The 20,627-nt window shown below is 44.5% G+C and carries 19 protein-coding genes and 1 tRNA gene; 14 read left to right on the top strand and 6 right to left on the bottom strand.

All coding sequences use genetic code 11. From position 1 onward, the window contains the following. Nucleotides 1-83: 83 nt before the first annotated feature. Nucleotides 84-251 carry a hypothetical protein gene (locus tag FTT63_RS05770; protein WP_180192069.1) on the bottom strand — a complete coding sequence of 56 codons (168 nt, stop codon included), beginning with the start codon at nt 249-251 and terminating at the stop codon, nt 84-86. Between the two features lie 548 nt (nt 252-799). Next, nucleotides 800-876, bottom strand: a tRNA-Arg gene (locus FTT63_RS05775). Nucleotides 877-1,056: 180 nt separating this feature from the next. Here FTT63_RS05775 and FTT63_RS05780 point away from each other — a divergent pair. The 7 genes from FTT63_RS05780 to FTT63_RS05810 all read left to right on the top strand — a co-directional run bounded on the left by FTT63_RS05780 (nt 1,057) and on the right by FTT63_RS05810 (nt 7,332). After that, on the top strand, nt 1,057-1,992 hold the full coding sequence (locus FTT63_RS05780; protein WP_005179107.1) for an ABC transporter ATP-binding protein: 936 nt from the start codon (nt 1,057-1,059) through the stop codon (nt 1,990-1,992). Further along, nucleotides 1,989-2,762, top strand: coding sequence for an ABC transporter permease (locus FTT63_RS05785; RefSeq protein ID WP_005179108.1), 774 nt, complete (start codon nt 1,989-1,991; stop codon nt 2,760-2,762). Before FTT63_RS05780 ends, FTT63_RS05785 begins: the two co-directional genes overlap by 4 nt. Then, complete coding sequence (gene queF, locus FTT63_RS05790; protein ID WP_005179110.1) at nt 2,762-3,577, top strand: NADPH-dependent 7-cyano-7-deazaguanine reductase QueF; 816 nt, start codon at nt 2,762-2,764, stop codon at nt 3,575-3,577. Before FTT63_RS05785 ends, queF begins: the two co-directional genes overlap by 1 nt. 20 nt (nt 3,578-3,597) lie before the next feature. Next, on the top strand, nt 3,598-4,248 hold the full coding sequence (locus tag FTT63_RS05795; protein ID WP_180192070.1) for a hypothetical protein: 651 nt from the start codon (nt 3,598-3,600) through the stop codon (nt 4,246-4,248). A gap of 306 nt (nt 4,249-4,554) precedes the next feature. After that, complete coding sequence (gene mltB / locus FTT63_RS05800; protein WP_005179112.1) at nt 4,555-5,556, top strand: lytic murein transglycosylase B; 1,002 nt, start codon at nt 4,555-4,557, stop codon at nt 5,554-5,556. 292 nt (nt 5,557-5,848) lie between these two features. Next, nucleotides 5,849-6,460, top strand: a complete 612-nt coding sequence (locus FTT63_RS05805; RefSeq protein WP_005179113.1) for a septal ring lytic transglycosylase RlpA family protein — start codon at nt 5,849-5,851, stop codon at nt 6,458-6,460. 410 nt (nt 6,461-6,870) lie between these two features. Continuing rightward, nucleotides 6,871-7,332: a DUF962 domain-containing protein gene (locus FTT63_RS05810; protein ID WP_016659199.1), complete on the top strand. Its 462-nt coding sequence runs from the start codon at nt 6,871-6,873 to the stop codon at nt 7,330-7,332. A gap of 44 nt (nt 7,333-7,376) precedes the next feature. On the opposite strand, the gene FTT63_RS05815 is transcribed toward FTT63_RS05810, so the two are convergent. The 3 genes from FTT63_RS05815 to rpsB all read right to left on the bottom strand — a co-directional run bounded on the left by FTT63_RS05815 (nt 7,377) and on the right by rpsB (nt 9,689). Further along, nucleotides 7,377-7,859 (bottom strand): DUF3465 domain-containing protein, encoded by a 483-nt coding sequence (locus tag FTT63_RS05815; RefSeq protein ID WP_075175261.1) that lies wholly within the window; start codon nt 7,857-7,859, stop codon nt 7,377-7,379. A gap of 65 nt (nt 7,860-7,924) precedes the next feature. Then, nucleotides 7,925-8,800, bottom strand: a complete 876-nt coding sequence (gene tsf / locus FTT63_RS05820) for a translation elongation factor Ts (RefSeq protein WP_180192071.1) — start codon at nt 8,798-8,800, stop codon at nt 7,925-7,927. A 142-nt stretch (nt 8,801-8,942) separates the two neighbouring features. Further along, complete coding sequence (gene rpsB, locus FTT63_RS05825; RefSeq protein WP_005179120.1) at nt 8,943-9,689, bottom strand: 30S ribosomal protein S2; 747 nt, start codon at nt 9,687-9,689, stop codon at nt 8,943-8,945. Between the two features lie 207 nt (nt 9,690-9,896). Between rpsB and map the strand changes: the two genes are divergently transcribed. The 5 genes from map (at nt 9,897) to FTT63_RS05845 (ending at nt 14,765) form a co-directional block, all read left to right on the top strand. Further along, the gene (gene map, locus FTT63_RS05830) at nt 9,897-10,724 is read left to right on the top strand and encodes a type I methionyl aminopeptidase (RefSeq protein WP_075166964.1); all 828 of its coding nucleotides are present in this window, start codon (nt 9,897-9,899) and stop codon (nt 10,722-10,724) included. A 313-nt stretch (nt 10,725-11,037) separates the two neighbouring features. Then, complete coding sequence (locus FTT63_RS05835; RefSeq protein WP_180192072.1) at nt 11,038-12,096, top strand: OmpW family protein; 1,059 nt, start codon at nt 11,038-11,040, stop codon at nt 12,094-12,096. Between the two features lie 156 nt (nt 12,097-12,252). Next, on the top strand, nt 12,253-13,467 hold the full coding sequence (locus tag FTT63_RS05840) for an MFS transporter (RefSeq protein ID WP_180192073.1): 1,215 nt from the start codon (nt 12,253-12,255) through the stop codon (nt 13,465-13,467). Beyond that, nucleotides 13,460-13,594, top strand: coding sequence for a hypothetical protein (locus tag FTT63_RS15740; protein WP_005179131.1), 135 nt, complete (start codon nt 13,460-13,462; stop codon nt 13,592-13,594). The genes FTT63_RS05840 and FTT63_RS15740 overlap by 8 nt, the downstream gene beginning before the upstream one ends. 205 nt (nt 13,595-13,799) lie before the next feature. Beyond that, nucleotides 13,800-14,765, top strand: a complete 966-nt coding sequence (locus FTT63_RS05845) for a TauD/TfdA family dioxygenase (RefSeq protein WP_180192074.1) — start codon at nt 13,800-13,802, stop codon at nt 14,763-14,765. 133 nt (nt 14,766-14,898) lie between these two features. On the opposite strand, the gene sthA is transcribed toward FTT63_RS05845, so the two are convergent. Then, a complete protein-coding gene (gene sthA / locus FTT63_RS05850; RefSeq protein WP_005179136.1) occupies nt 14,899-16,314 on the bottom strand; it encodes a Si-specific NAD(P)(+) transhydrogenase in 1,416 nt (471 codons plus the stop codon). Between the two features lie 213 nt (nt 16,315-16,527). On the opposite strand from sthA, the gene lipA reads away from it, so the two are divergent. Next, nucleotides 16,528-17,541 (top strand): lipoyl synthase, encoded by a 1,014-nt coding sequence (lipA, locus tag FTT63_RS05855; RefSeq protein ID WP_180056529.1) that lies wholly within the window; start codon nt 16,528-16,530, stop codon nt 17,539-17,541. Between the two features lie 453 nt (nt 17,542-17,994). Further along, nucleotides 17,995-20,568 carry an acyl-CoA dehydrogenase gene (locus FTT63_RS05860; RefSeq protein WP_180056527.1) on the top strand — a complete coding sequence of 858 codons (2,574 nt, stop codon included), beginning with the start codon at nt 17,995-17,997 and terminating at the stop codon, nt 20,566-20,568. Nucleotides 20,569-20,627 lie beyond the last annotated feature (59 nt).

Here is a 20,627-nt window from a genome sequence, read left to right on the forward strand (position 1 = left end):
CTAGACAAAATGACACCAAATGAGTTTTACTATGATCAGCTACCCCAACAAAACAAGGTGGCTTAACTAGAGCGGAATATCACTTATAAATACGCTTTTAGTTGTTCAAACAAGTGGGACCACCTCTCATTGGCATATTCGAAAAACAGACCCTCTACAATTGCTTTTTCACGCGATTCTGTCATGCCAATTTCATGATCATTCGGCACAAAATAGACTTCTTCAGGAATTAATTTAACGATATAACCCATTGTTCTGACTCTTATGGTGTTTTAGTAATTTACCCTGCGACATTTATAGGCTGAAAAATCGCTTCCGGCTATGGCGAATTCATCCGACAGTTATGCTTATTTTTGATATGCCATCTCAATGCCAGTCATATAAAGAAAAAATATTTTAAAATCATATAGATTATTTAAATTTAGGTGCTTCTATATCTCACTAAACTGATCTGGTATAGCGACGAGATTTTTTCTGATTAAACAGGTTTTTTATTCAGCCTTTCTGTCCTGTTTAAAGCTTAAAACGGATGTTTCCATTTTGTGGGTGATGAGGCTGTAAAAACCTAAAAGTGATATTTTTTAATCAGAACAAAGATAAAAATACAAAGAAAATGCAGTCCTATGACTACTTTTTAACCACAGATAGAAAGGCAAACCAATAAGCATTGCCCTTCGATGATGGTTCAGCATTCGTTATTCAAGCCAGATTATGGAAAGGATTTTGGTTCAAAACTGAAGTAAAGAATTTTAAATGATTGAATCTTGGTAATTTTTATAGTTTTTTATGGATCAGAATTTGGTGCGCCCGGCGGGAATCGAACCCACGACCCCAAGCTTCGGAAACTTGTACTCTATCCAACTGAGCTACGAGCGCGCGTCGCACATCATAACAAAAAAATGCACAAGGTAAAGCAACTATATATAAGTTCTTTATTTTTATGCTTATGCTTTAAGCAATCGTTCCAAATATACGATGCAGAATTCCCGGTAGATTACTTGGTTTATTGGGCAATATCGCTCACAATAGCCTCTCCCTACACCATGCGAGATTTTCATGACTGATGCATTGACGTTAAGAGACTTGTCTAAAACCTATCGCAATGGGTTTCAGGCCTTAAAAGGTATCAATTTGACTGTACCTGAAGGTGAATTTTATGCGCTGCTGGGTCCCAACGGTGCAGGCAAATCTACAACGATCAGTATCATTAGCTCCTTAACCAAGAAAACCTCGGGTACCGTGGAAATTTTTGGCCACAATCTGGATACCCATCCCTCTCAAGCCAAACAGTGTCTGGGCGTGGTACCACAAGAGTTTAACTTTGGTCATTTTGAAAAAACCTTTGATATTCTGGTGACCCAGGCCGGTTATTACGGTATTCCCAAAAAAGTGGCGCAGCAGCGCGCCGAACTGTATTTAGAAAAACTGGGGCTGTGGGATAAACGTGCCACGCAAGCGCGAATGCTATCTGGCGGGATGAAACGCCGCTTGATGATTGCCCGCGCCATGATGCATGAACCGAAATTGCTGATTCTGGATGAACCGACCGCCGGGGTCGATATCGAACTGCGCCGCTCGATGTGGGATTTCCTGATTGAAATGAACAATAGTGGCACTTCCATTATTCTGACCACCCACTACCTGGAAGAAGCAGAAATGCTGTGCCGCCGGATTGCCATTATTGACCGCGGTGTGATTAAAGAAGACACCACCATGAAAGGCTTCCTGAACCAGCTGAATGAAGAAACCTTTATTTTCGATCTAGTTCAGCCGATTCAGCCCATTCATCTGGATATTATCGGGGTACGTTTTAATCTGGTCGATCCGCTGACCCTGGAAGTGACTATGGACAAGGCCCACACCGTGAATGAGCTGTTCCAGTTACTGGAATCACAAGGGGTACAGGTGCGCAGTATGCGCAACAAGGCCAATCGTCTTGAAGAATTATTTGTGAAGATGGTAGAGAAAAATCTTGCAGGAGTCGCGCAATGAACTTTAATCAATTAAGAGTTGCGCTGTATACGCTGGTTCATAAGGAAATCCGCCGTTTTATGCGGATCTGGCCACAAACCCTGTTACCACCGGCCATCACCATGAGTCTATATTTCGTGATTTTCGGTAATCTGGTCGGTTCACGTATTGGGGAAATGGGCGGCTTTAGCTATATGCAGTTCATTGTGCCCGGCCTGATCATGATGGCGGTCATTACCAATAGTTATGCCAACGTCTCCTCTAGTTTCTTTAGTGCCAAATTCCAGAAAAGCATTGAAGAACTGATCATGAGTCCGGTGCCATTACATGCCATTTTGTGGGGCTATGTGCTGGGTGGAGTGTGTCGTGGCGTACTGGTCGGCATTATTGTGACCTTAATGAGTCTGTTTTTCACCGACCTGTACATTACCAACTGGTTTGTGACCATTTATACCGTCCTGATCACTTCATTATTACTGTCTTTAGGCGGTTTTATTAATGCCGTTTATGCCAAATCATTTGATGATATTTCCATTATTCCAACCTTTGTGCTAACACCGCTCACCTATTTAGGTGGTGTGTTCTATGCAATTAGTGCATTATCGCCGTTTTGGCAAAACCTTTCTTTAATTAACCCTGTAGTGTATATGGTCAACGCCTTCCGTTATGGCATTTTAGGACATAGCGATGTCAACGTGACCGTTTCCCTAGGCGTGATTACATTATGCTGTGCTGTGTTATATGGCATTGCCTATCATTTACTCTCCCGTGGTTCAGGAATGCGTGAATAATGAGCGTAGAAAATTCTTTATTGGGTAAAGACACTCAGTACCCTACAACTTATCAACCTGATGTGCTGTTTCCGATTGCGCGTGCTGAAGCGCGGGAAAAATATGCGCATGTGGCTGGTATTCAGCAAGGTAAAGACTGGTGGCATGTCTTTGAGATGTCCTGGTTAAATGCAGCCGGCGTTCCGCAAGTTGCTATTGGCCGGATTCACTTGCCTGCCACCTCACCAAATTTAATCGAGTCGAAATCTTTAAAGCTGTATTTCAACAGTTTGAACTTTAGCACCTTTGCTTCAACAGACGCGCTGATCAATACCGTCGAGCAGGATTTATCAGCCGCGGCACAGGCACAGGTCAATCTGGAACTGTTATCTGTCGATGATCTGGCAATTAGCCATCCTGAAGGCATATGTATTGATGACTTAAGCCCGACCCGACTGGAAAATCATCCGGATGCGTCCTTATTACAGCACGATGCCGAGCAAGACGAACAGGTCGAAGTGCAACTGTATTCACATTTACTGAGAAGTAACTGTCCGGTCACCGGTCAACCTGACTGGGGCACAGTTTTTATCCGCTATCAGGGTAAAAAACCTTGTTATCGCAGTATTTTGGCTTATATTATTTCTTACCGTCAGCATAACGGTTTTCATGAGCAATGTGTTGAACAGATGTTTGCCGACATCTGGCAAAACCTGAATCCTGAAAAACTGATGGTGTATGCCACCTATACACGTCGTGGCGGATTAGACATTAATCCATGTCGTGTATCGGATTTAACATGGATGCCTCGCCCTATTCGTTTAGCGCGACAATAAAAAAACATTGAGGTTAACAGATGCCATTTTTTGGTTTTATTCCTTCCGAGGAACTTTTAAATACCATTCAAACTGCGCAGCAGAAAAAAAATTCAAGCGAACCGCTGTATCCATTACGTGATAAAACAGCATTAATGATTAATGATGAAATCATTGATGCCATTTTAACCGAGCTTGTCCGCCGTTTCCCGCCAAGTGACAAACGCGATACTGCGGAAAAACTGGCCGGTTATGTCAAATCCACCGTAGCGGTGTTACTCAAACAATTGTTGAGTAAAGCCCCGAACGATGTGGTCAAGCAATCAATTGAATTTTCTGAACGCAGCCTGTTTAAAGATGCAGACGGCAACACGCGTGTCGGTGAAAGTTTAGATGCCAGCCTGGTGACCAATCTAAAAAACACCTATGCCGAAATTAAAGCCGGCAATGACATTAACAAGTCTGCTTTGGCCGAGTTGTATAAACAGTTTGCTGAAGCTACTGTGCATCATTTTATGAATGACTTTAATAAAACCCTCGATTTGGGCATGATCAAACGTAAAGCAGCTGATATTGGCTCAGCTGCGGTTATTAAAGCTGTACATATTGCGGTGGATAAAATTATTCCAAATCTGACCAAAGATGAACTGGTCGCGCTGGCGGAATATCACGACACCCTGTTTCATGCATAAGTAGAAACACCTTCAATAAACCTGACTCCGGTCAGGTTTTTTTATGCCACTTTTCCCGCAACATTTCTCTATAAAGAAGGGAGGATGAAGCCCCGGTTGAACTTTGTTACAAACAGCGCGCATTTTTTAGACAGGCTTTGTCACTTTTTGTATATGCGCTTGCCTGTAGCGCCAGAATGAATGTTATCTTAATTGCCTGTGTGAACTGTCTTTTTAAATCGACACTTTTGCTCAACCTGTTTTAATTTTTAAACACCATCTGCTTTTTGTCACTAAATTGATAATACATTGGGAAATTGAACCAATATGTTGAATCGTTATTTCTATAAAAAATTACAGCGTCTTTCTTTACTTGTTGGTGCTCTTTCCTTATCCAGTGTTGTTCAGGCTAATGACTTCCTCAGCCATCCGGACTATCCAAACTTTAAGCAAAAAACCATGCAGCAGTATGGGCTCAGTTCCGAGCAAATTGATCGCGCCATGAGCGGTGCCAAAAATCTGCCGAATATTATCAACATCATGAATCGTCCCGGTGAAAGCAAACCGTGGTATGCCTATAAAACCAATTTTCTGGCTGAAAGCACCATTCAACGCGGTGTGCGTTTCAAACAGCAATATGCCGATACCCTGAATCGTGCCGAACAGCAGTTTGGCGTGCCGCAAGCGATTATTCTGGGGATTTTAGGCGTGGAAACCGGTTTTGGTTCCAATAAAGGCTCTTTTATTACCCGGGATGCGCTGGCCACTTTAGGTTTTGGCTATCCACGCCGGGCCGAATATTTCCAGAGCGAACTGTCTGCACTAATTGCCTGGAGCTATAAAGATGGCGTTGCCACCCATTCTGTGGTCGGTTCCTATGCCGGTGCAATTGGCTATCCGCAGTTTATGCCAAGCAATATTCCTAAATTTGGCGTCGATTATGATGGCAACGGACATATTGATTTAAGAAATTCAGCAGTAGATGCGATTGGCTCGATTGCCAACTATTTGGCCCAGCATGGCTGGCAGCGTAATCAGCCGATTGCATTCCCTGCCCGTTATAGCGGCTCAACTCCAGATGCAGTGATTGCCAAAGATCTAACCTTGCCTACCCCGTATGGTGTGCTGAAAAATCAGGGCATCAGTCCGCTGAACCCGATTGTGAAAATTGATGACCTCGATCTGGTCAATGTCATTCAATTACAAGAAAATTATGGTCCAATTTATTACATCACCTATCCAAACTTTCAGGTGATTACCACCTATAACCGCAGCCGTATGTATGCCACTGCACTCTGGTTATTGGGTACTGAAATTGTCAGTCGATAAGAACTTATTTTTACTCAAAAGTTACAAAGTCAATATTTTTTTACGAGATTTTGCGCACAAAACCGACTTTTCACATACACTGTTACAATATTGGTTATTATTTAACCAAAAGAGGTAAAGGTTTGGTAGTTTTTGTCATTATTTCCGTGTAAAGACTAGACACCTTTAGTAAACGATGAATATTATCCATTTCGTCAAATATGGTTGCAAAAGTGAAATAACAGGCATGATGTCTGCTATATCAACCACTTAAGGTTGATTCACGGCATCAAGCTACGGGAGTTTTAAACATATGCATTCTTCAATTAAATATTTACTGGCGCTGTCGACGGTATTTACCTTAAGTCAGTCGCAAGCCGAAATGGTGCAGTCATCATCGTTCAATAACGACAATGAAAGCTCTAGCCTGGCTGCCCGTGTGCTAAACAAAGAAGCACAAAGCTTTAATACCCACTTCTCTAATTTAAATAGCCTTTCAATTACAGAACGTTCTGGCGATAAAATCCGCCGCGAAACCATCGCTGCAAAAATTGAAATCCCAGAAGAAGAGCCTTCTGTCATTGAAAAGTTAAACACCGTAGCATCGAATACTGTTCGTAAGTTCAGCCAGACCGGTATGGCTTCCTGGTATGGCCGTCAGTTCCACGGTCGTAAAACTGCCAGCGGCGAAACATTCGACATGAATGCCATGACTGCAGCACACCGCAGCCTGCCACTGAACTGCTATATCCGTGTAACCAACAAGAACAATGGCAAAAGCGTAATCGTTAAGGTTAATGACCGTGGCCCATTCCATGGTAACCGTGTAGTCGACTTATCTTACGGTGCTGCAAAACGTTTAGGCATTACCAATGCTGGCGTAGCCAAAGTCAGCATTGAACGTGTAGATGGTCCAAACTCCTAATACCCGTTTAAGCTCTTGCACCATATGACCCAAAAGCCACCTCAGGTGGCTTTTTTAATCCCCAAATTCAGGGAAAGACGCTTACTTCCCTATCCGTTTTTTGGATTTTAAATACGCTGATCTGGTCATAAAATCGAATAATCCATTTTGAAACTACAAATTTGCATTCATTTTCACCCTTAGCGTGCTTTTCTTCCTTTTTGAATCCATAGGTAGCTTTTTATTTTTTTCTGCGCTTAAAACGCATCCTATGCGCATTTAGCCCTATTCCTTTATACAGGAATTTCCCTATTTCCCTCATTTTACGATTTTCAGGTATTTTTGCCGCCCCATTTTGACCGTTTTCCGCTTCTCGTTTATAGTGAGAACATTCTTGGAAACTCAGAAAAATAATGCAAAAGGAGTACTGCATGAAAACAATTTCAGAATGGCTGGATGAATATAGCGAAAGTCATCAAAACAAGACCAATAAACTGATTCACTGGGTCTGTGTACCGACCATCTATTTTTCCATTATTGGCATCATTGCGCATTTCAGCGCCCTGCTTACTGCCCTGTTACTGGTGCTGGCCTTTATTTTTTATGCACGCCTGGATCTGGTACTGGCCGTGGCCATGGCAGCACTGACTCTGGTGATGGCCTGGTTAATCTGGATTTTACCGGTTGGTGTTGGTTTTTATATTGCGCTGTTTGTTTTTGCCTGGATTGGACAGTTCTATGGCCACAAGGTCGAAGGCAAAAAACCATCGTTCTTTAAAGATCTGCAATTCCTGCTGATTGGACCGCTCTGGTGTATGGATGCCTATTTAGGCAAGATTTTACCGTCCTGGAAATCTCGCCAGCACACCACGCATTTGGATGTCCAAACCTAAAGACGCTCACACATCAGGAAGCATTTTGCTCAGGCATAGAGGGCTTATTGATAGATGCTTCCCTGATGCTTTAACCAGCCATCGACATGGCGTTTTTGCGGATCATGATGGGTCCAGTGAATCACGCCACCTTTGTCGGTATATTCATATTCACCAAAGAACTCGACAGTATCGCCTTTTTGCAGACGGTCGATGCGTGGAGCCAAATCAATATTGTGGGCAACCAGCAAGGTTTGCCCATTGCCAAGTTCCAGAATAAAACGCTGATGACGCGAACCTTCATTGTCATCACTTAACAGTGCCACTACTGTACCAGTAGCTTGTACCTGTACATCATTTTTTCGTTGCTGAAAGGCTTGGGCAATTTTGGCGGTATCATCCTGAACGGGAGCTTGCAGTGTGGTTTCAGACTGCTGTTGAGTGAAGGTATTTGAACCGGAGTTTTGCGGTTGTAGGTCGATACCTAAATAAGCCGCAACCAGCAGCGCAATTACTGCGCCAATGCCCATATTGGTTTTCTTCGACATTGTTCTTCCTGTTGTTGTCTTGGTCATAAAAAAAGCCCCGAAACGGGGCTTTTTCGCAAAATAAATTATTTTGCAGCAGCTTGAGCAGCAGCAACTTCTTCTGCGAAGCTCATTTCTGCTTTCTTCTCAATACCTTCACCTACTTCGAAGCGAACGAATTGAGCAACAGTTGTGTTAGCAGCTTTCAATGCATCAGCAACTTTCTTCTCGTTGTCGATTACGTACATTTGACGCTCAAGAACAACTTCGTTCAGGTATTTTTCAACCGAACCAGTTACCATCTTCTCTACGATGTTTGCAGGCTTACCAGATTCAACTGCTTTCGCTTCTGCAATTTCTTTCTCTTTAGCGATAAGATCAGCAGGAACTTGTTCAGCAGTAACAGCAACTGGGTTGAATGCAGCAACGTGCATTGCAATACCTTTACCAGTCGCAGCATCACCTGTGTAAGAAACAACAACACCGATTTTTAAACCGTGCTTGTACACAGCAAGGTTTTCACCTTCAACGATTTGTGCACGACGAACTTGGATGTTTTCACCAATTTTTTGAACAAGGGCAACACGTGTTTCTTCAACAGTTGCGCCATCTTCAAGTTTAAGTTCAGCAATTTTAGCAGCGTCAGTTTCGCCAGCAGCAAGTGCAGCAGCAGCAACTTTCGCAGAGAAGCCAGCAAAGTTTTCGTCTTTAGCAACGAAGTCAGTTTGGCAGTTTACTTCTAAAAGAATTGCTTTGTTGCCTTCTTGAGCGATTGTGATCGCACCGTCAGCAGCAATGTTACCTGCTTTTTTAGCAGCTTTTGCTTGACCAGATTTACGAAGGTTGTCAATCGCTAATTCGATGTCACCACCCGCTTCTGTCAAAGCTTTTTTACATTCCATCATTGCTAAACCAGTACGGTCACGCAATTCTTTAACCATGCTTGCAGTAATAGCAGTCATGTGAATCTCCTAATTCGGTAGAAAATGAATTCTTTTTAGAACAGAAACGGCCCAGAGGATACTCATGGGCCGCCTGCATACATGACGCTTACTTTGCCACCATCACATGTCGCAAAAATGACAAGCTTGCGTCAAAAACGCATTAAGCCTCAGAAGCTGGAGCTTCTTCGCCTTTCGCTTGAGCATTTGCTTGGGTTTGAGCGTACTCTTTACCAGCAATGATCGCATCAGCCATAGCAGAAGCGTAAAGTGTTACTGCACGGATCGCATCGTCGTTACCCGGAATAACGTAGTCTACGTTGTCTGGGTTAGAGTTTGTATCAACGATACCGATTACAGGAATACCTAGGTTTTTCGCTTCTTTGATCGCGATTGCTTCGTGGTCAACGTCAATTACGAATAATGCGTCAGGTAAACCACCCATGTTTTTAACGCCGCCTAAAGCACGTTCAAGTTTTTCCATCTCGCGGCTACGCTCTAAAGCTTCACGTTTAGTCAGCTTAGCGAAAGTACCGTCAGTAGATTGAGTTTGAAGATCTTTTAAACGGTTGATAGATTGGCGAAGTGTTTTCCAGTTCGTCAACATACCACCTAACCAACGGTGATCTACGTATGGTTGACCAGCGCGTTGAGCTTGTTCACGGATGATGTTAGAAGCAGCACGTTTAGTACCAACGAACAAAACTTTGTTCTTTTTGCTTGCTAATTGGTTAGCGAAGTTCAAAGCATCATTTAACGCAGGAACAGTGTGCTCAAGGTTGATGATGTGAATTTTGTTGCGCGCGCCAAAGATGTATTGACGCATTTTTGGGTTCCAGAAACGAGTTTGGTGACCAAAGTGCGCGCCAGCTTGTAGAAGGTCGCGCATGCTTACGTTGTAATCTGCCATTTTCTTTACCTTAAAGTTTGGGTTAGGCCTCCATATATCCGCATTCTCCACCCTTGCGGGCACCCAGAGTAATGTGACGATATATGTGCGGATTTTGTTGCCCCATCGCACAATGCCCGCGAAATTTATTCACGAAAAAGCATTTGATAAAATGGGCGGCTATTTATACCATAGTCACATATAAATTTCCAAAAGTTTTTAGAGATCATGAACAGTACTTATCAAGCGCCTCGTCGATTAATTAAAACCGCAGATGAAATTGAGAAAATGCGGGTAGCGGGACGACTGGCAGCGGAAGTTTTGGATATGATCAAGCCACATATCAAACCGGGTGTAACCACACTTGAGCTTGATACGATTTGTCACGATTATATTGTCAATGTACAAAATGCCATTCCAGCCTGCCTGGGCTATGGTGCAGCCCCAGGTCGTCCAGCCTTCCAGCATACCATCTGTACTTCGGTAAACCACGTGGTGTGTCACGGTATTCCATCTGAAAACAAGACATTAAAAAAAGGCGATATTCTGAATATTGATGTCACGGTCATTAAAGATGGTTACCACGGCGATACCAACATGATGTACATCGTTGGTGGTGAAACTTCAATTCTGGCCAACCGTCTGTGCAAAGTAGCACAGGAAGCTATGTACCGCGGTATGGAAGTTGTAAAACCGGGCGCGACCATTGGTGATATTGGCCATGCCATTCAGAAATATGTCGAATCTGAGCGCTTTAGTGTGGTGCGCGAATATTGCGGTCACGGCATTGGAACAACCTTCCATGATGAACCGCAAGTGCTGCATTATGGCCAGCCAGATACCGGCATGATTTTAGAAGAAGGCATGACCTTTACCATTGAACCAATGGTAAACGCGGGTGTTTGGCAAACCAAATTACTGGGCGACAAATGGACTGTGGTGACCAAAGATCACAAACTTTCAGCGCAATATGAACACACTATTTTAGTGACTAAAGACGGTCTGGAAGTCCTGACTGCACGTCCTGAAGAAGACCTGTCACGTTTCCAGTCTTAAGCTGTCATTGGCGTAAAAACTAAAAAAATTGTCAGAAAGGTCACATTGATGTGGCCTTTTTTATCACTCAAAATTCCTACTTAAAATTTATTAATCAACAACTTATCTAAATATTTAGGTTTCATCTCTAAAAACTGTATCACTATTTCTAGCTACACAAGTCATAAATAAGTCACAGAGCAGCAAACTTATTTCAAGAATGTTACAAATGTAATAAAACAATCTTCTTCAAAAACAACAGTCTTGCTTTATCTAACTATTAAATAATGGCCCTTATAAAAACGAGCAACAAATTGGACATGGAGTCCCTTATATGAAGAAGACCTTATTATTTGCCAGCACGCTGTTGGCCTTACCTGCTGTTTCTTATGCCTCACCGTATTTTAGCCTGCAAGATGGTGATGGTTTTAAACGTTTTTCTGTTTCAGTCGGGGCATTGCATGTCATGCCACAAGGTAAAGCGCAGCCATTCAAAGTTAATACTGCTGCCTATGAAGGAATACAGTCTGACGTTGGAGAAATTTCATCGCAGGCAGTCATTGATAACCGCGTAGAAAATTCATCTGGTTTAGCGAATTGGTTAATTGATTTAATTAATGGCATCAATCCAGATAGTACCTTACCTGCGTTCATGAGCGGTACAGCACAAGTTTATGGCCTAGAGAACTGGACGAATCCAGGCACTGGATTAGAGGCTGATGATGTTACCACTTTAGGCATTATGACCAACTATTTTTTTACCGATAATATTTCGTTTGAAATGAAAGCTGGCATTCCACCTAAAGTAGACTTACAAGGTAAGGGAAAAATATATGCTCCATTCAGTGCTATAGCTTCCCCACTTGTGGGCTCCATTGAGTTAGACAATGATATTTTTATTACGGATTTAGAAGCACATGGCCCTGCCGCTTCAGCTCGGGCATGGACGCCTGCTTTTGAATTTCAGTATCACTTTGGCAAGACTGGCGTAAATAAATTCCGTCCTTATGTTGGCGTAGGCTTAATGTATGCTTATTTTAATGAACTGGAAATTAATCCACAGACTGAAAAAGACCTGATTGCTGCAGGACATATGATCGCTAATATTCTGGATAATAAAGCCGGAGCATCACTAGATGGGTCACCGAATGACAAAGCCAATCCTAAAGTCAAAGTTGAAGCAACAGATGCCTTTTCTCCAGTAATCACAGCAGGCTTTACTTATGACTTTAATGAAAAATGGTTTGCGGTTGGTTCGCTGTCCTATGCACATCTGCAAAATGACACCACCATTACCGTGACCGATGCCACACATGGCGAACTTATTCGTTCTAAGGCCGATATTGAAGTGAATCCGATTCTGGCCTATGCCGGTATTGGTATCCGTTTCTAGGCTTCAATTTTTTAGTCCATCATCAGGCAGCCTTTCGGGCTGTCTTTTTTGATGCAGCCATAAAAAAATTTTATCTTTTATTTAATTTTTATTCTATCGCCTCCCGCGCGGCAATCTACTAACATAAGCAGGTCTTTCCTGGCTGCCGGACTTTTTATGTCAGATACCCGTTTTTCCAAAACCCTGATTTATATGCTGATGGGAAGTGCCATTATTCTGGCGCTGTCATTGGGGGTACGACATGCCTTTGGCCTGTATCTGGTGCCAATGAGCCATGAATTTGGCTGGGGACACAATGTCTTTAGTCTGGCTATTGCCATGCAAAACCTGATCTGGGGTGCAGTCCAACCAATTACCGGCGCCTTTGCCGACAAATATGGCAGTAAAATTGTGGTCGCTGCCGGTGGTGCCTTATATGCACTGGGTTTATTGCTGATGGCGGTCAGCTCGACCGGCTGGCTGCTGAATTTAAGTGCCGGTTTAATTTTAGGTCTGGCACTCTCTGCCACCTCTTTTCCGATTTTACTGTCTGCAGTTGGCCGTGCCGCACATCCTTCAAAACGCAGCCTGGCGATGGGGATTGCCAGTGCAGCGGGTTCTTTCGGTCAGTTTATTATGCTGCCGACCACACTGCTGTTATTGCAGAATTTAGGCTGGAAAGGTGCACTGGTGGTTAGCGCCATTTTAATGACCCTGCTAATTCCTTTGGCATGGACCTTAAAAGCACCGATGTATACCGACCCGAATGCAGCGACCACCAAACCGCAGCCGGCGTTAACATTTAAGCAGATTCTGGTAATTGCCAAAAACCACAGGCCATTCTGGTTTTTATCGTTGGGCTTTTTTGTCTGCGGCTTTCAGGTGGTATTTATTGGTATTCATTTGCCGGGTTATTTAATTGATCATGGATTTAACGCCACCACCGGCACCATCTTCCTGGCCTTAGTCGGTTTATTCAATATTGTCGGGACTTATACGGCTGGCTGGCTGGGCGGCAAATATTCCAAGCCGCATTTACTGATGTGGCTATATGGCCTGCGTGGTCTTGCCATTATTGCCTTTTTACTGTTACCGCTCAGTACTTGGACAATTTATGGCTTTGGTGTCATTATGGGACTGTTATGGTTATCGACCGTGCCACTGACCAACGGCATTGTGGCCAATATGTTCGGGGTGAAATACCTGACCATGCTCAGTGGGATTGTATTCTTCACCCATCAGGTTGGTTCGTTCCTTGGCGGCTGGCTGGGCGGCCTGAACCATGACTTAACCGGCAACTATAATGCCATCTGGATGTTCTCGATTGCGCTGAGTGCTTTTGGCGTTTGGGTACATTTCTTTGTGAATGAACAGGCGGTGGTGCATGACTAATTCAATGTCGCTGTTAAAAATTCTGATTGGCCTGTGCATCATCAGCTTTTTTATTTTATCGCTGCTGTTATGGATGAAAACCCCGCAGCTGTTTGAATACTTTAATCAGGCGTTTTGTGCACATTAATGTTTAAAAACCCGCAGCATCAACAGCAAACCCCGAAACAGCAAATTCAGTTATTTGGTTTGCTGTTTTAATTAAAAGAATATAAATCATATATTTAATTATTTTTATAGCCTTTTCATAAGTTTAGCATTTCTTCTGATTTTATTTGGCCTGCGGTTTTTTCTAAATTTTCTTGAGGCAATAACACTGAGAGAAAAATTTAAACATGACCAGTCTGACCCCACTTTCCCAAGCCATTCATGATGCACCGCGCTGGCATCAGGCCAATCAATTCCAGGACGGCAGCGAAATCCGTATTGTTCCACACACTGACCAGGCTCTTGGTGCGGTGGTGTATGGATTAGATGCGCGCAAGGCTCAATCGGGTGAAACCATTTTCCGGCTGAAACAGGCCTTGGCAGAACATTTAGTTTTAATTTTCAAACAGCAACAGCTGGATGATTTACAGTATCTGGCCTTTGCCACCTATTTCGGTTCAATTTTCCGTCCCGCTGCCGACACGCCTGTACTGGCCGCGCAGGATGATAGCGGTGTACCACCCGATATCGTGCCTGTTTCCAATGCAGTAGGACAAGGCGATTATACTGGTCATGGTGAATTAAGCCCGCATGCCGATCATCAATGGACACCGCTGCCCTCCTTTGGCTCTTTGCTCTATGCTATTGAACTGCCACAAAATGGTGGCCAGACCAGCTGGATTAATACCATCAAAGCTTATAATGCCCTAGATGCCGACACTCAGGCACATATCAACCAGCTACAATTAATTACTTACAATCCTTTTGTTCGCCGGCAGAAAACCCAAGCCTCGTCGCAAGACGGCGTTTATGGCAACAGTCCGCTGTATCGCTTTAAAGATCAACCGGTTTTAAGCCATGCCTATCCACATCCTTTGGTGCGCACCCATCCAGAATCGGGGCGTAAAGCTTTGTGGCTCAATACCCATACCGAAGTGGAACTGGAAAACTATGACGATCAGGCTGGTAGCGAACTGATTACCCAGTTACGTGCCCATCTGCTTCAACCAGAATTTGCCTATGAGCATCAGTGGGAAGTCGGTGATATTGTGTTCTGGGATAATCAGGCTACCCTGCATTCCCGCCGTCCATTTCCAGCCGAGCAGCGCCGTTTGTTAAAACGTATCAGCCTTGCCGGAAGCCGACCTTTTTAAGCAGGAACTGAACTAGAGATACTGAATATGCACCGATGTTCAGGACTTTGACTGCAGGATATTTATCCTTTTTATCTAACCATAAAAAAAACCCGCAAACTGTGTTTACGGGTTTTTCAGTATGAGCAACCGCTTAGAACAGACGGTTCATACCATTTAAGGTCGCCACACGATAGGCTTCTGCCATCGTTGGATAGTTAAATGTGGTTTCCACAAAATACTTGATGGTATTGTTCGGGCTGTTCATCACCGCCTGACCAATGTGAATAATTTCTGCCGCGTTATTCCCGAAGCAATGTACACCCAATACTTCTAAAGTTTCACGGTGGAACAGAATTTTCAGTTCACCAACCGTATCACCGGTAATTTGCGCACGTGCCAGATGACGGAAAGAAGCCTGACCCACTTCGTACGGAATTTTTTCTTCAGTCAGTTCCTGCTCGGTCTTACCAATTGAAGAAATTTCCGGAATGGTATAAATACCGGTTGGAATATCAGTCACCGGTGCCACATTTTCTTCGCCACTCATGTTGGCCCCTGCACAGCGACCCTGGTCATAGGCAGCAGACGCCAGAGATGGCCAGCCAATCACGTCACCAGCAGCGAAAATATTTTCTACTTCAGTCTGATATTGCTCATTTACCGTCAGCTGACCGCGGCTGTTTGGTTTTAAGCCAACATTTTCCAGGCCTAAACCATCGGTATTGCCTGAACGGCCGTTACACCACAAGATGGCATCGGCTTTGATTTTCTTGCCGCTTTGCAAATGCAGCACCACGTGATCATCAAAGGTTTCTAAATGATCAATCTGTTCATTGTGACGAATTAACACACCCTGTTCACGCAAGTGATAGGACAAGGCATCGGAGATTTCATCATCCAGATAGCTGAGCAATTTATGCTGGGTGTTAATCAGGTCGACTTTATGGTCCAGACCAATGAAGATCGAGGCATATTCACAGCCAATGACACCGGCACCATAAATGATGATTTTCTGAATCGAGAAATCCAGATCCAGAATCTTGTCTGAATCGAATACACGTGGATGGTTAAAGTCTAAAATTTCCGGACGATACGGACGTGAACCGGTTGCAATCACCAGCTGCTTAAAAATCAGGGTTTCCTTAATGCCTTCCGGACTGAATACCAGCACGGTATTTTTGTCCTGCACATAAGCACGACCGTGATAGATATCAATTTTATTGCGGTCATAGAAGCGTGAGTGAGTATCGACCTGCTGCTGAATCACTTTATGTGCATTACGCAGCACCTGTTTCATGGTGAACTGTTTCCAGTCGCCCACTTTCTGGAACATCGGATCACGCTGGTAACGGATAATACTGGATACCGTCTGACGCAGCGCCTTACTTGGGATTGTGCCCACGTGAGTACAGTTACCGCCGAGTTGCTCACGCATATCCACCACAGCAACACGCATGCCTGATTTGGCAAGTTTCATTGCTGCGCCTTCACCTGCAGGACCAGAACCTAGGACCACCGCATCATATTTAACGAAAGTTCCGGCAACCACCTCTTTTTTACGTGGCATTCAACGCTCCTTAAACTAATCTATTCTGTTTATATCTCATATGCATATTATGACTGAAAACATCATGATTTTCTGTATTTACCTAGCATATATTGCGTGATAGCCACATTTTTTAAATGAATATCGTTTTTTTCCTATTTGCACCCAAGTCCGTTATAATGGAGGCGCTATTTTTCGAATATCTCCCCCGTCAAAACAGTGGAAAAGTTGAATATGTCTGAAAACCGTAAACCAGAACAGGGTGTTAAACTTCGTGGCGCAGAAAAGGTCGCTCGTATTCCTGTAAAAGTTGTGCCTACGGTTGAAACGCCGCGCAAACCGGACTGGATTCGGGTCAAGATGGCGGCGCCAGAAGAAGTTCAACGGATCAAATCGACACTGCGTCAGCAAAAACTGCATACCGTTTGCGAAGAAGCAGCCTGTCCGAACCTGCCAGAATGTTTTGGTGGCGGTACTGCAACCTTTATGATTATGGGTGATATTTGTACCCGTCGCTGTCCATTCTGTGACGTTGCCCATGGTCGTCCGAATGCACTTGATCCGGATGAACCGCGTCATATGGCTGAAACCATTGCCAACTTGGGTCTGAAATATGCGGTCATTACCTCGGTAGACCGTGACGACCTGCTTGATGGTGGTGCACAGCATTTTGTTGACTGTATTAAAGAAGCGCGTGCCTTAAGTCCGAACACCCTGCTAGAAATTCTGGTTCCGGATTTCCGTGGCCGTATGGATATTGCGCTGCGCATCATGACTGAATGTCCGCCAGATGTATTTAACCACAATATTGAAACCGTGCCACGTTTATATAAAGCCATGCGTCCGGGTTCAGACTATCAGCACTCTTTAAACCTGCTGAAAATGTTTAAAGAATATTGTCCGGAAATTCCAACCAAATGCGGTCTGATGGTGGGTATTGGTGAAACTGAAGAAGAAGTGATTTCATTATTGGATGATCTGAAAGCACATGATGTAGATTATGTGACCATAGGCCAATATTTACAGCCATCGAAACAGCACGCACCAATTGACCGCTTTGTCACGCCAGAAGAGTTCGAGCGTTATGCAGAACACGGCCGCAAACTGGGCTTTAAAAATATCTGGTCTGCACCAATGGTGCGTTCAAGTTATTTTGCAGACCGTCAATACTACGGCGAGCCAGTTCCAGCGGTACGTCGCAAGACTGATCCTGCCAAGAAAATTAGTGTACAAACCATCGAAGCATAAGCTGAGAAAACTAAGCTTAGAAAACAAGGCCCCGGATTCGGGGCTTTTTTACAAGGTCATCTTTTACTTAAATTTTTACATCGTCCTCGGATCAGAATTTTTAGCCAGAGAGATCATCTATTTCCTCTTAGACCTAAAGACGGCTCATCTTTAAAAAAATACCCCATTTAAACCAGAAGTAAAATTTCTATCATTCTTTGACCTAGCTGCTAAACCCTTACTTATCTTCACATTTCGTTGCGCGTTCTTACTTGAATAGCGATCATTTTTCAACCAATCTCATCTATAGAGTTTGTTTTTAGCAATCGTTTTGATGGTCTTGATATTTAAAAAAACGATACCGACGTTCCAAGAACAGCCTCCACCGGATGACTTCAGACAAAATGAAGCAGTATTTCTTTCATTTTTCCTTGCAGGCACGGTGATGCTGTAGCAGCCGGGAGAAATACAATAATGCTTTTTATACTCAGTATCGTCATTCTTGTTTTTACACTGTGGGCGATTTTCTATTTTCAGCTGTCTCGCAACAGCGGTGCCATGACCCTGATCGCGGTCAGTATTGTCTCTGCCTTTATTAATCCCTGGTCCTTAATTTTAAGCATTCCGTTAATTGTGCTGAGCATAATTGTGATGGTGGATGCCTTGCGCATGAAAATCATCACCCAACCCGCGTATAAGGCTTTGTCACAAGCCATGCCAAGCATGAGCAGCACCGAACGTGAAGCACTGGATGCCGGCACCAGCTGGTGGGAAAAAGAGCTGTTTATGGGTGCGCCCAACTGGGATACCTTTGAGCAATATCCCTATCCTACGCTCAGTGCGGAGGAACAATCCTTTTTAGACAATGAAGTGGAACAGCTGTGCAACATGCTGGATGAATGGGAAATCCATCATAAGCACAAAGATTTATCTCCTGAAACCTGGCAGTTTATTAAAACCCATGGATTTTTGGGCCTGATTATTCCCAAGGAATACGGCGGCAAGGCTTTCAGTTCTTTTGCGCAAAGCCGGATTATGAGCAAAATTGCCTCACGCTCCCTAACCGCCGCGGTCAGCTGTATGGTGCCCAATTCCTTAGGCCCGGGTGAGTTGCTGCTGCACTACGGTACCGATGAGCAGAAAAAACGTTACTTGCCCGGTCTGGTCAAAGGCGAAGAAATTCCCTGCTTTGGGCTGACCAGCCCGGAAGCCGGCTCCGATGCCGGTGCCATCCCCGATACTGGCGTGGTCTGCTATGGCCAGTTTGAAGGCCGGCACGTACTGGGTCTGAAAATGAATTTCTCCAAACGATGGATTACATTGGCACCCATTGCCACCGTGATTGGTCTGGCTTTTAAACTGTATGATCCGGAAGGCTTACTCGGCGATAAGACTAAAACCGACTACGGCATTACCTGTGCGCTGCTGCCGGCCAATCACGCCGGAGTGAAAGTCGGGCCGCGTCATCATCCCGGTTCACCATTTATGAATGGCACGGTCGAAGGTCAGGATGTGTTTATTCCACTCGACTGGATTATCGGTGGTGTGGAAAATGCCGGTAAAGGCTGGCGCATGTTAATGGAATGTCTGGCCGTCGGTCGCGGGATTTCCTTACCGGCACTGTCAACCGCTGCCGGGGAAATGACCTATTTAAATGTCGGTGCTTTTGCGCGAATCCGCCAGCAATTCAAGTTGTCGGTGGGGAAATTTGAAGGCGTACAGGAAGTCACCAGTGATATTGCCAGTGAAACCTATATGCTGGAAGCCTTTCGCTATCTGGTGACCTGTGGACTGAATCAGGGCGGCAAACCTGCCGTGATGACCGCGATGGCCAAGTACTATGCCACAGAGTCTATGCGCCGTGTGGTTAATCATGGTATGGATGTGGTCGGTGGCCGCGCCATCCAGTTGGGTCCACGGAACTTTCTGGCGCTGACCTATCAGGCCATTCCAGTTTCCATTACCGTTGAAGGGGCCAATATTTTAAGCCGCTCGCTGATGATTTTTGGCCAGGGTTCGATGCGTTGCCATCCGTATTTGTATGAAGAATTACAACTGCTACAAGCCCCTGATAAAGATGCCGCGCTGACACAATTTAATGAACTGTTCTACCATCATCTCGGTTATACCTTTAACCGGACTGCGCGCGCATTTGCCTTTGGCTGGTTTGGCGGTTCATCCGATGCTCCGCAACAAGCCGATGAATTTAGCCGGCCTTATTACAAAACCATCAACCGTTTTAGTGCGGCCTTTGCCCTGACTGCCGATATGTGTCTGGGTTTATTGGCCGGTGATATTAAACGCAAGGAAATGCTGTCCGGACGCCTGGCCGATATTCATGCGCAGCTGTTTATTGCCACCGCCATCTTAAAATACTATGCACATGGGCAAAAAACCGCAGATGAGCAACTGCATGCGCAACTGGCTTTAGACAAAGCACTGTTTAATGCACAAGAAGCCTTCTTTGGACTGTTCAATAATTTCCCTATGCAGCTGGCGGCTGGCGTCGTGAAATTGATCTGCTTCCCGTGGGGCCGTGCCTTGCAGCCACCAAGCGATCAGCTGAAACGTGATGTGGCCATGAGCATGATGCAGGACAATGCTTTTCGCCAGCAGCTGAAACAGCATGTTTTCTATAACACGGACCCGGACGATGTCTTTGGCCGGATGGAAAGTACCTTCCAGAGCTTAACCGAGATTGAACCGCTGTGGGATCGCTTTAAAAAAGCTGAAGCCAAAGGCAGTTTTGATGGCCTCAGTTTTGAAGAACACATTGCCGATGCCCTAAATACCGGCGCGATTCAACCCGAAGAAGCTAGCCAGCTACTCAGTTATAACGCGCAGCGCTTTGACAGTATTTTGACCGATATTTTCGATATGCAGCTGGAACAGACCCTGCCGCTGGATAATCCGCATTTAATTGAACCTTTAGGTGTCGATACGGAAGCTCATCCTCCGGCAACTTCAGCAGAACCGAAAACCGGTGGCACCGCACAACTGGCCACAGATCATCATAAAGAGGATCCGGAACCGTTTATCCGTTTTTAGTTATATGCTGAATATTGAATAAAGTGGCTTTCGGGCCACTTTTTTATGGACTGGAAATG

The organism is Acinetobacter sp. C15, assembly GCF_013420645.1.
GTDB classification, from domain to species: Bacteria; Pseudomonadota; Gammaproteobacteria; order Pseudomonadales; family Moraxellaceae; genus Acinetobacter; species Acinetobacter indicus.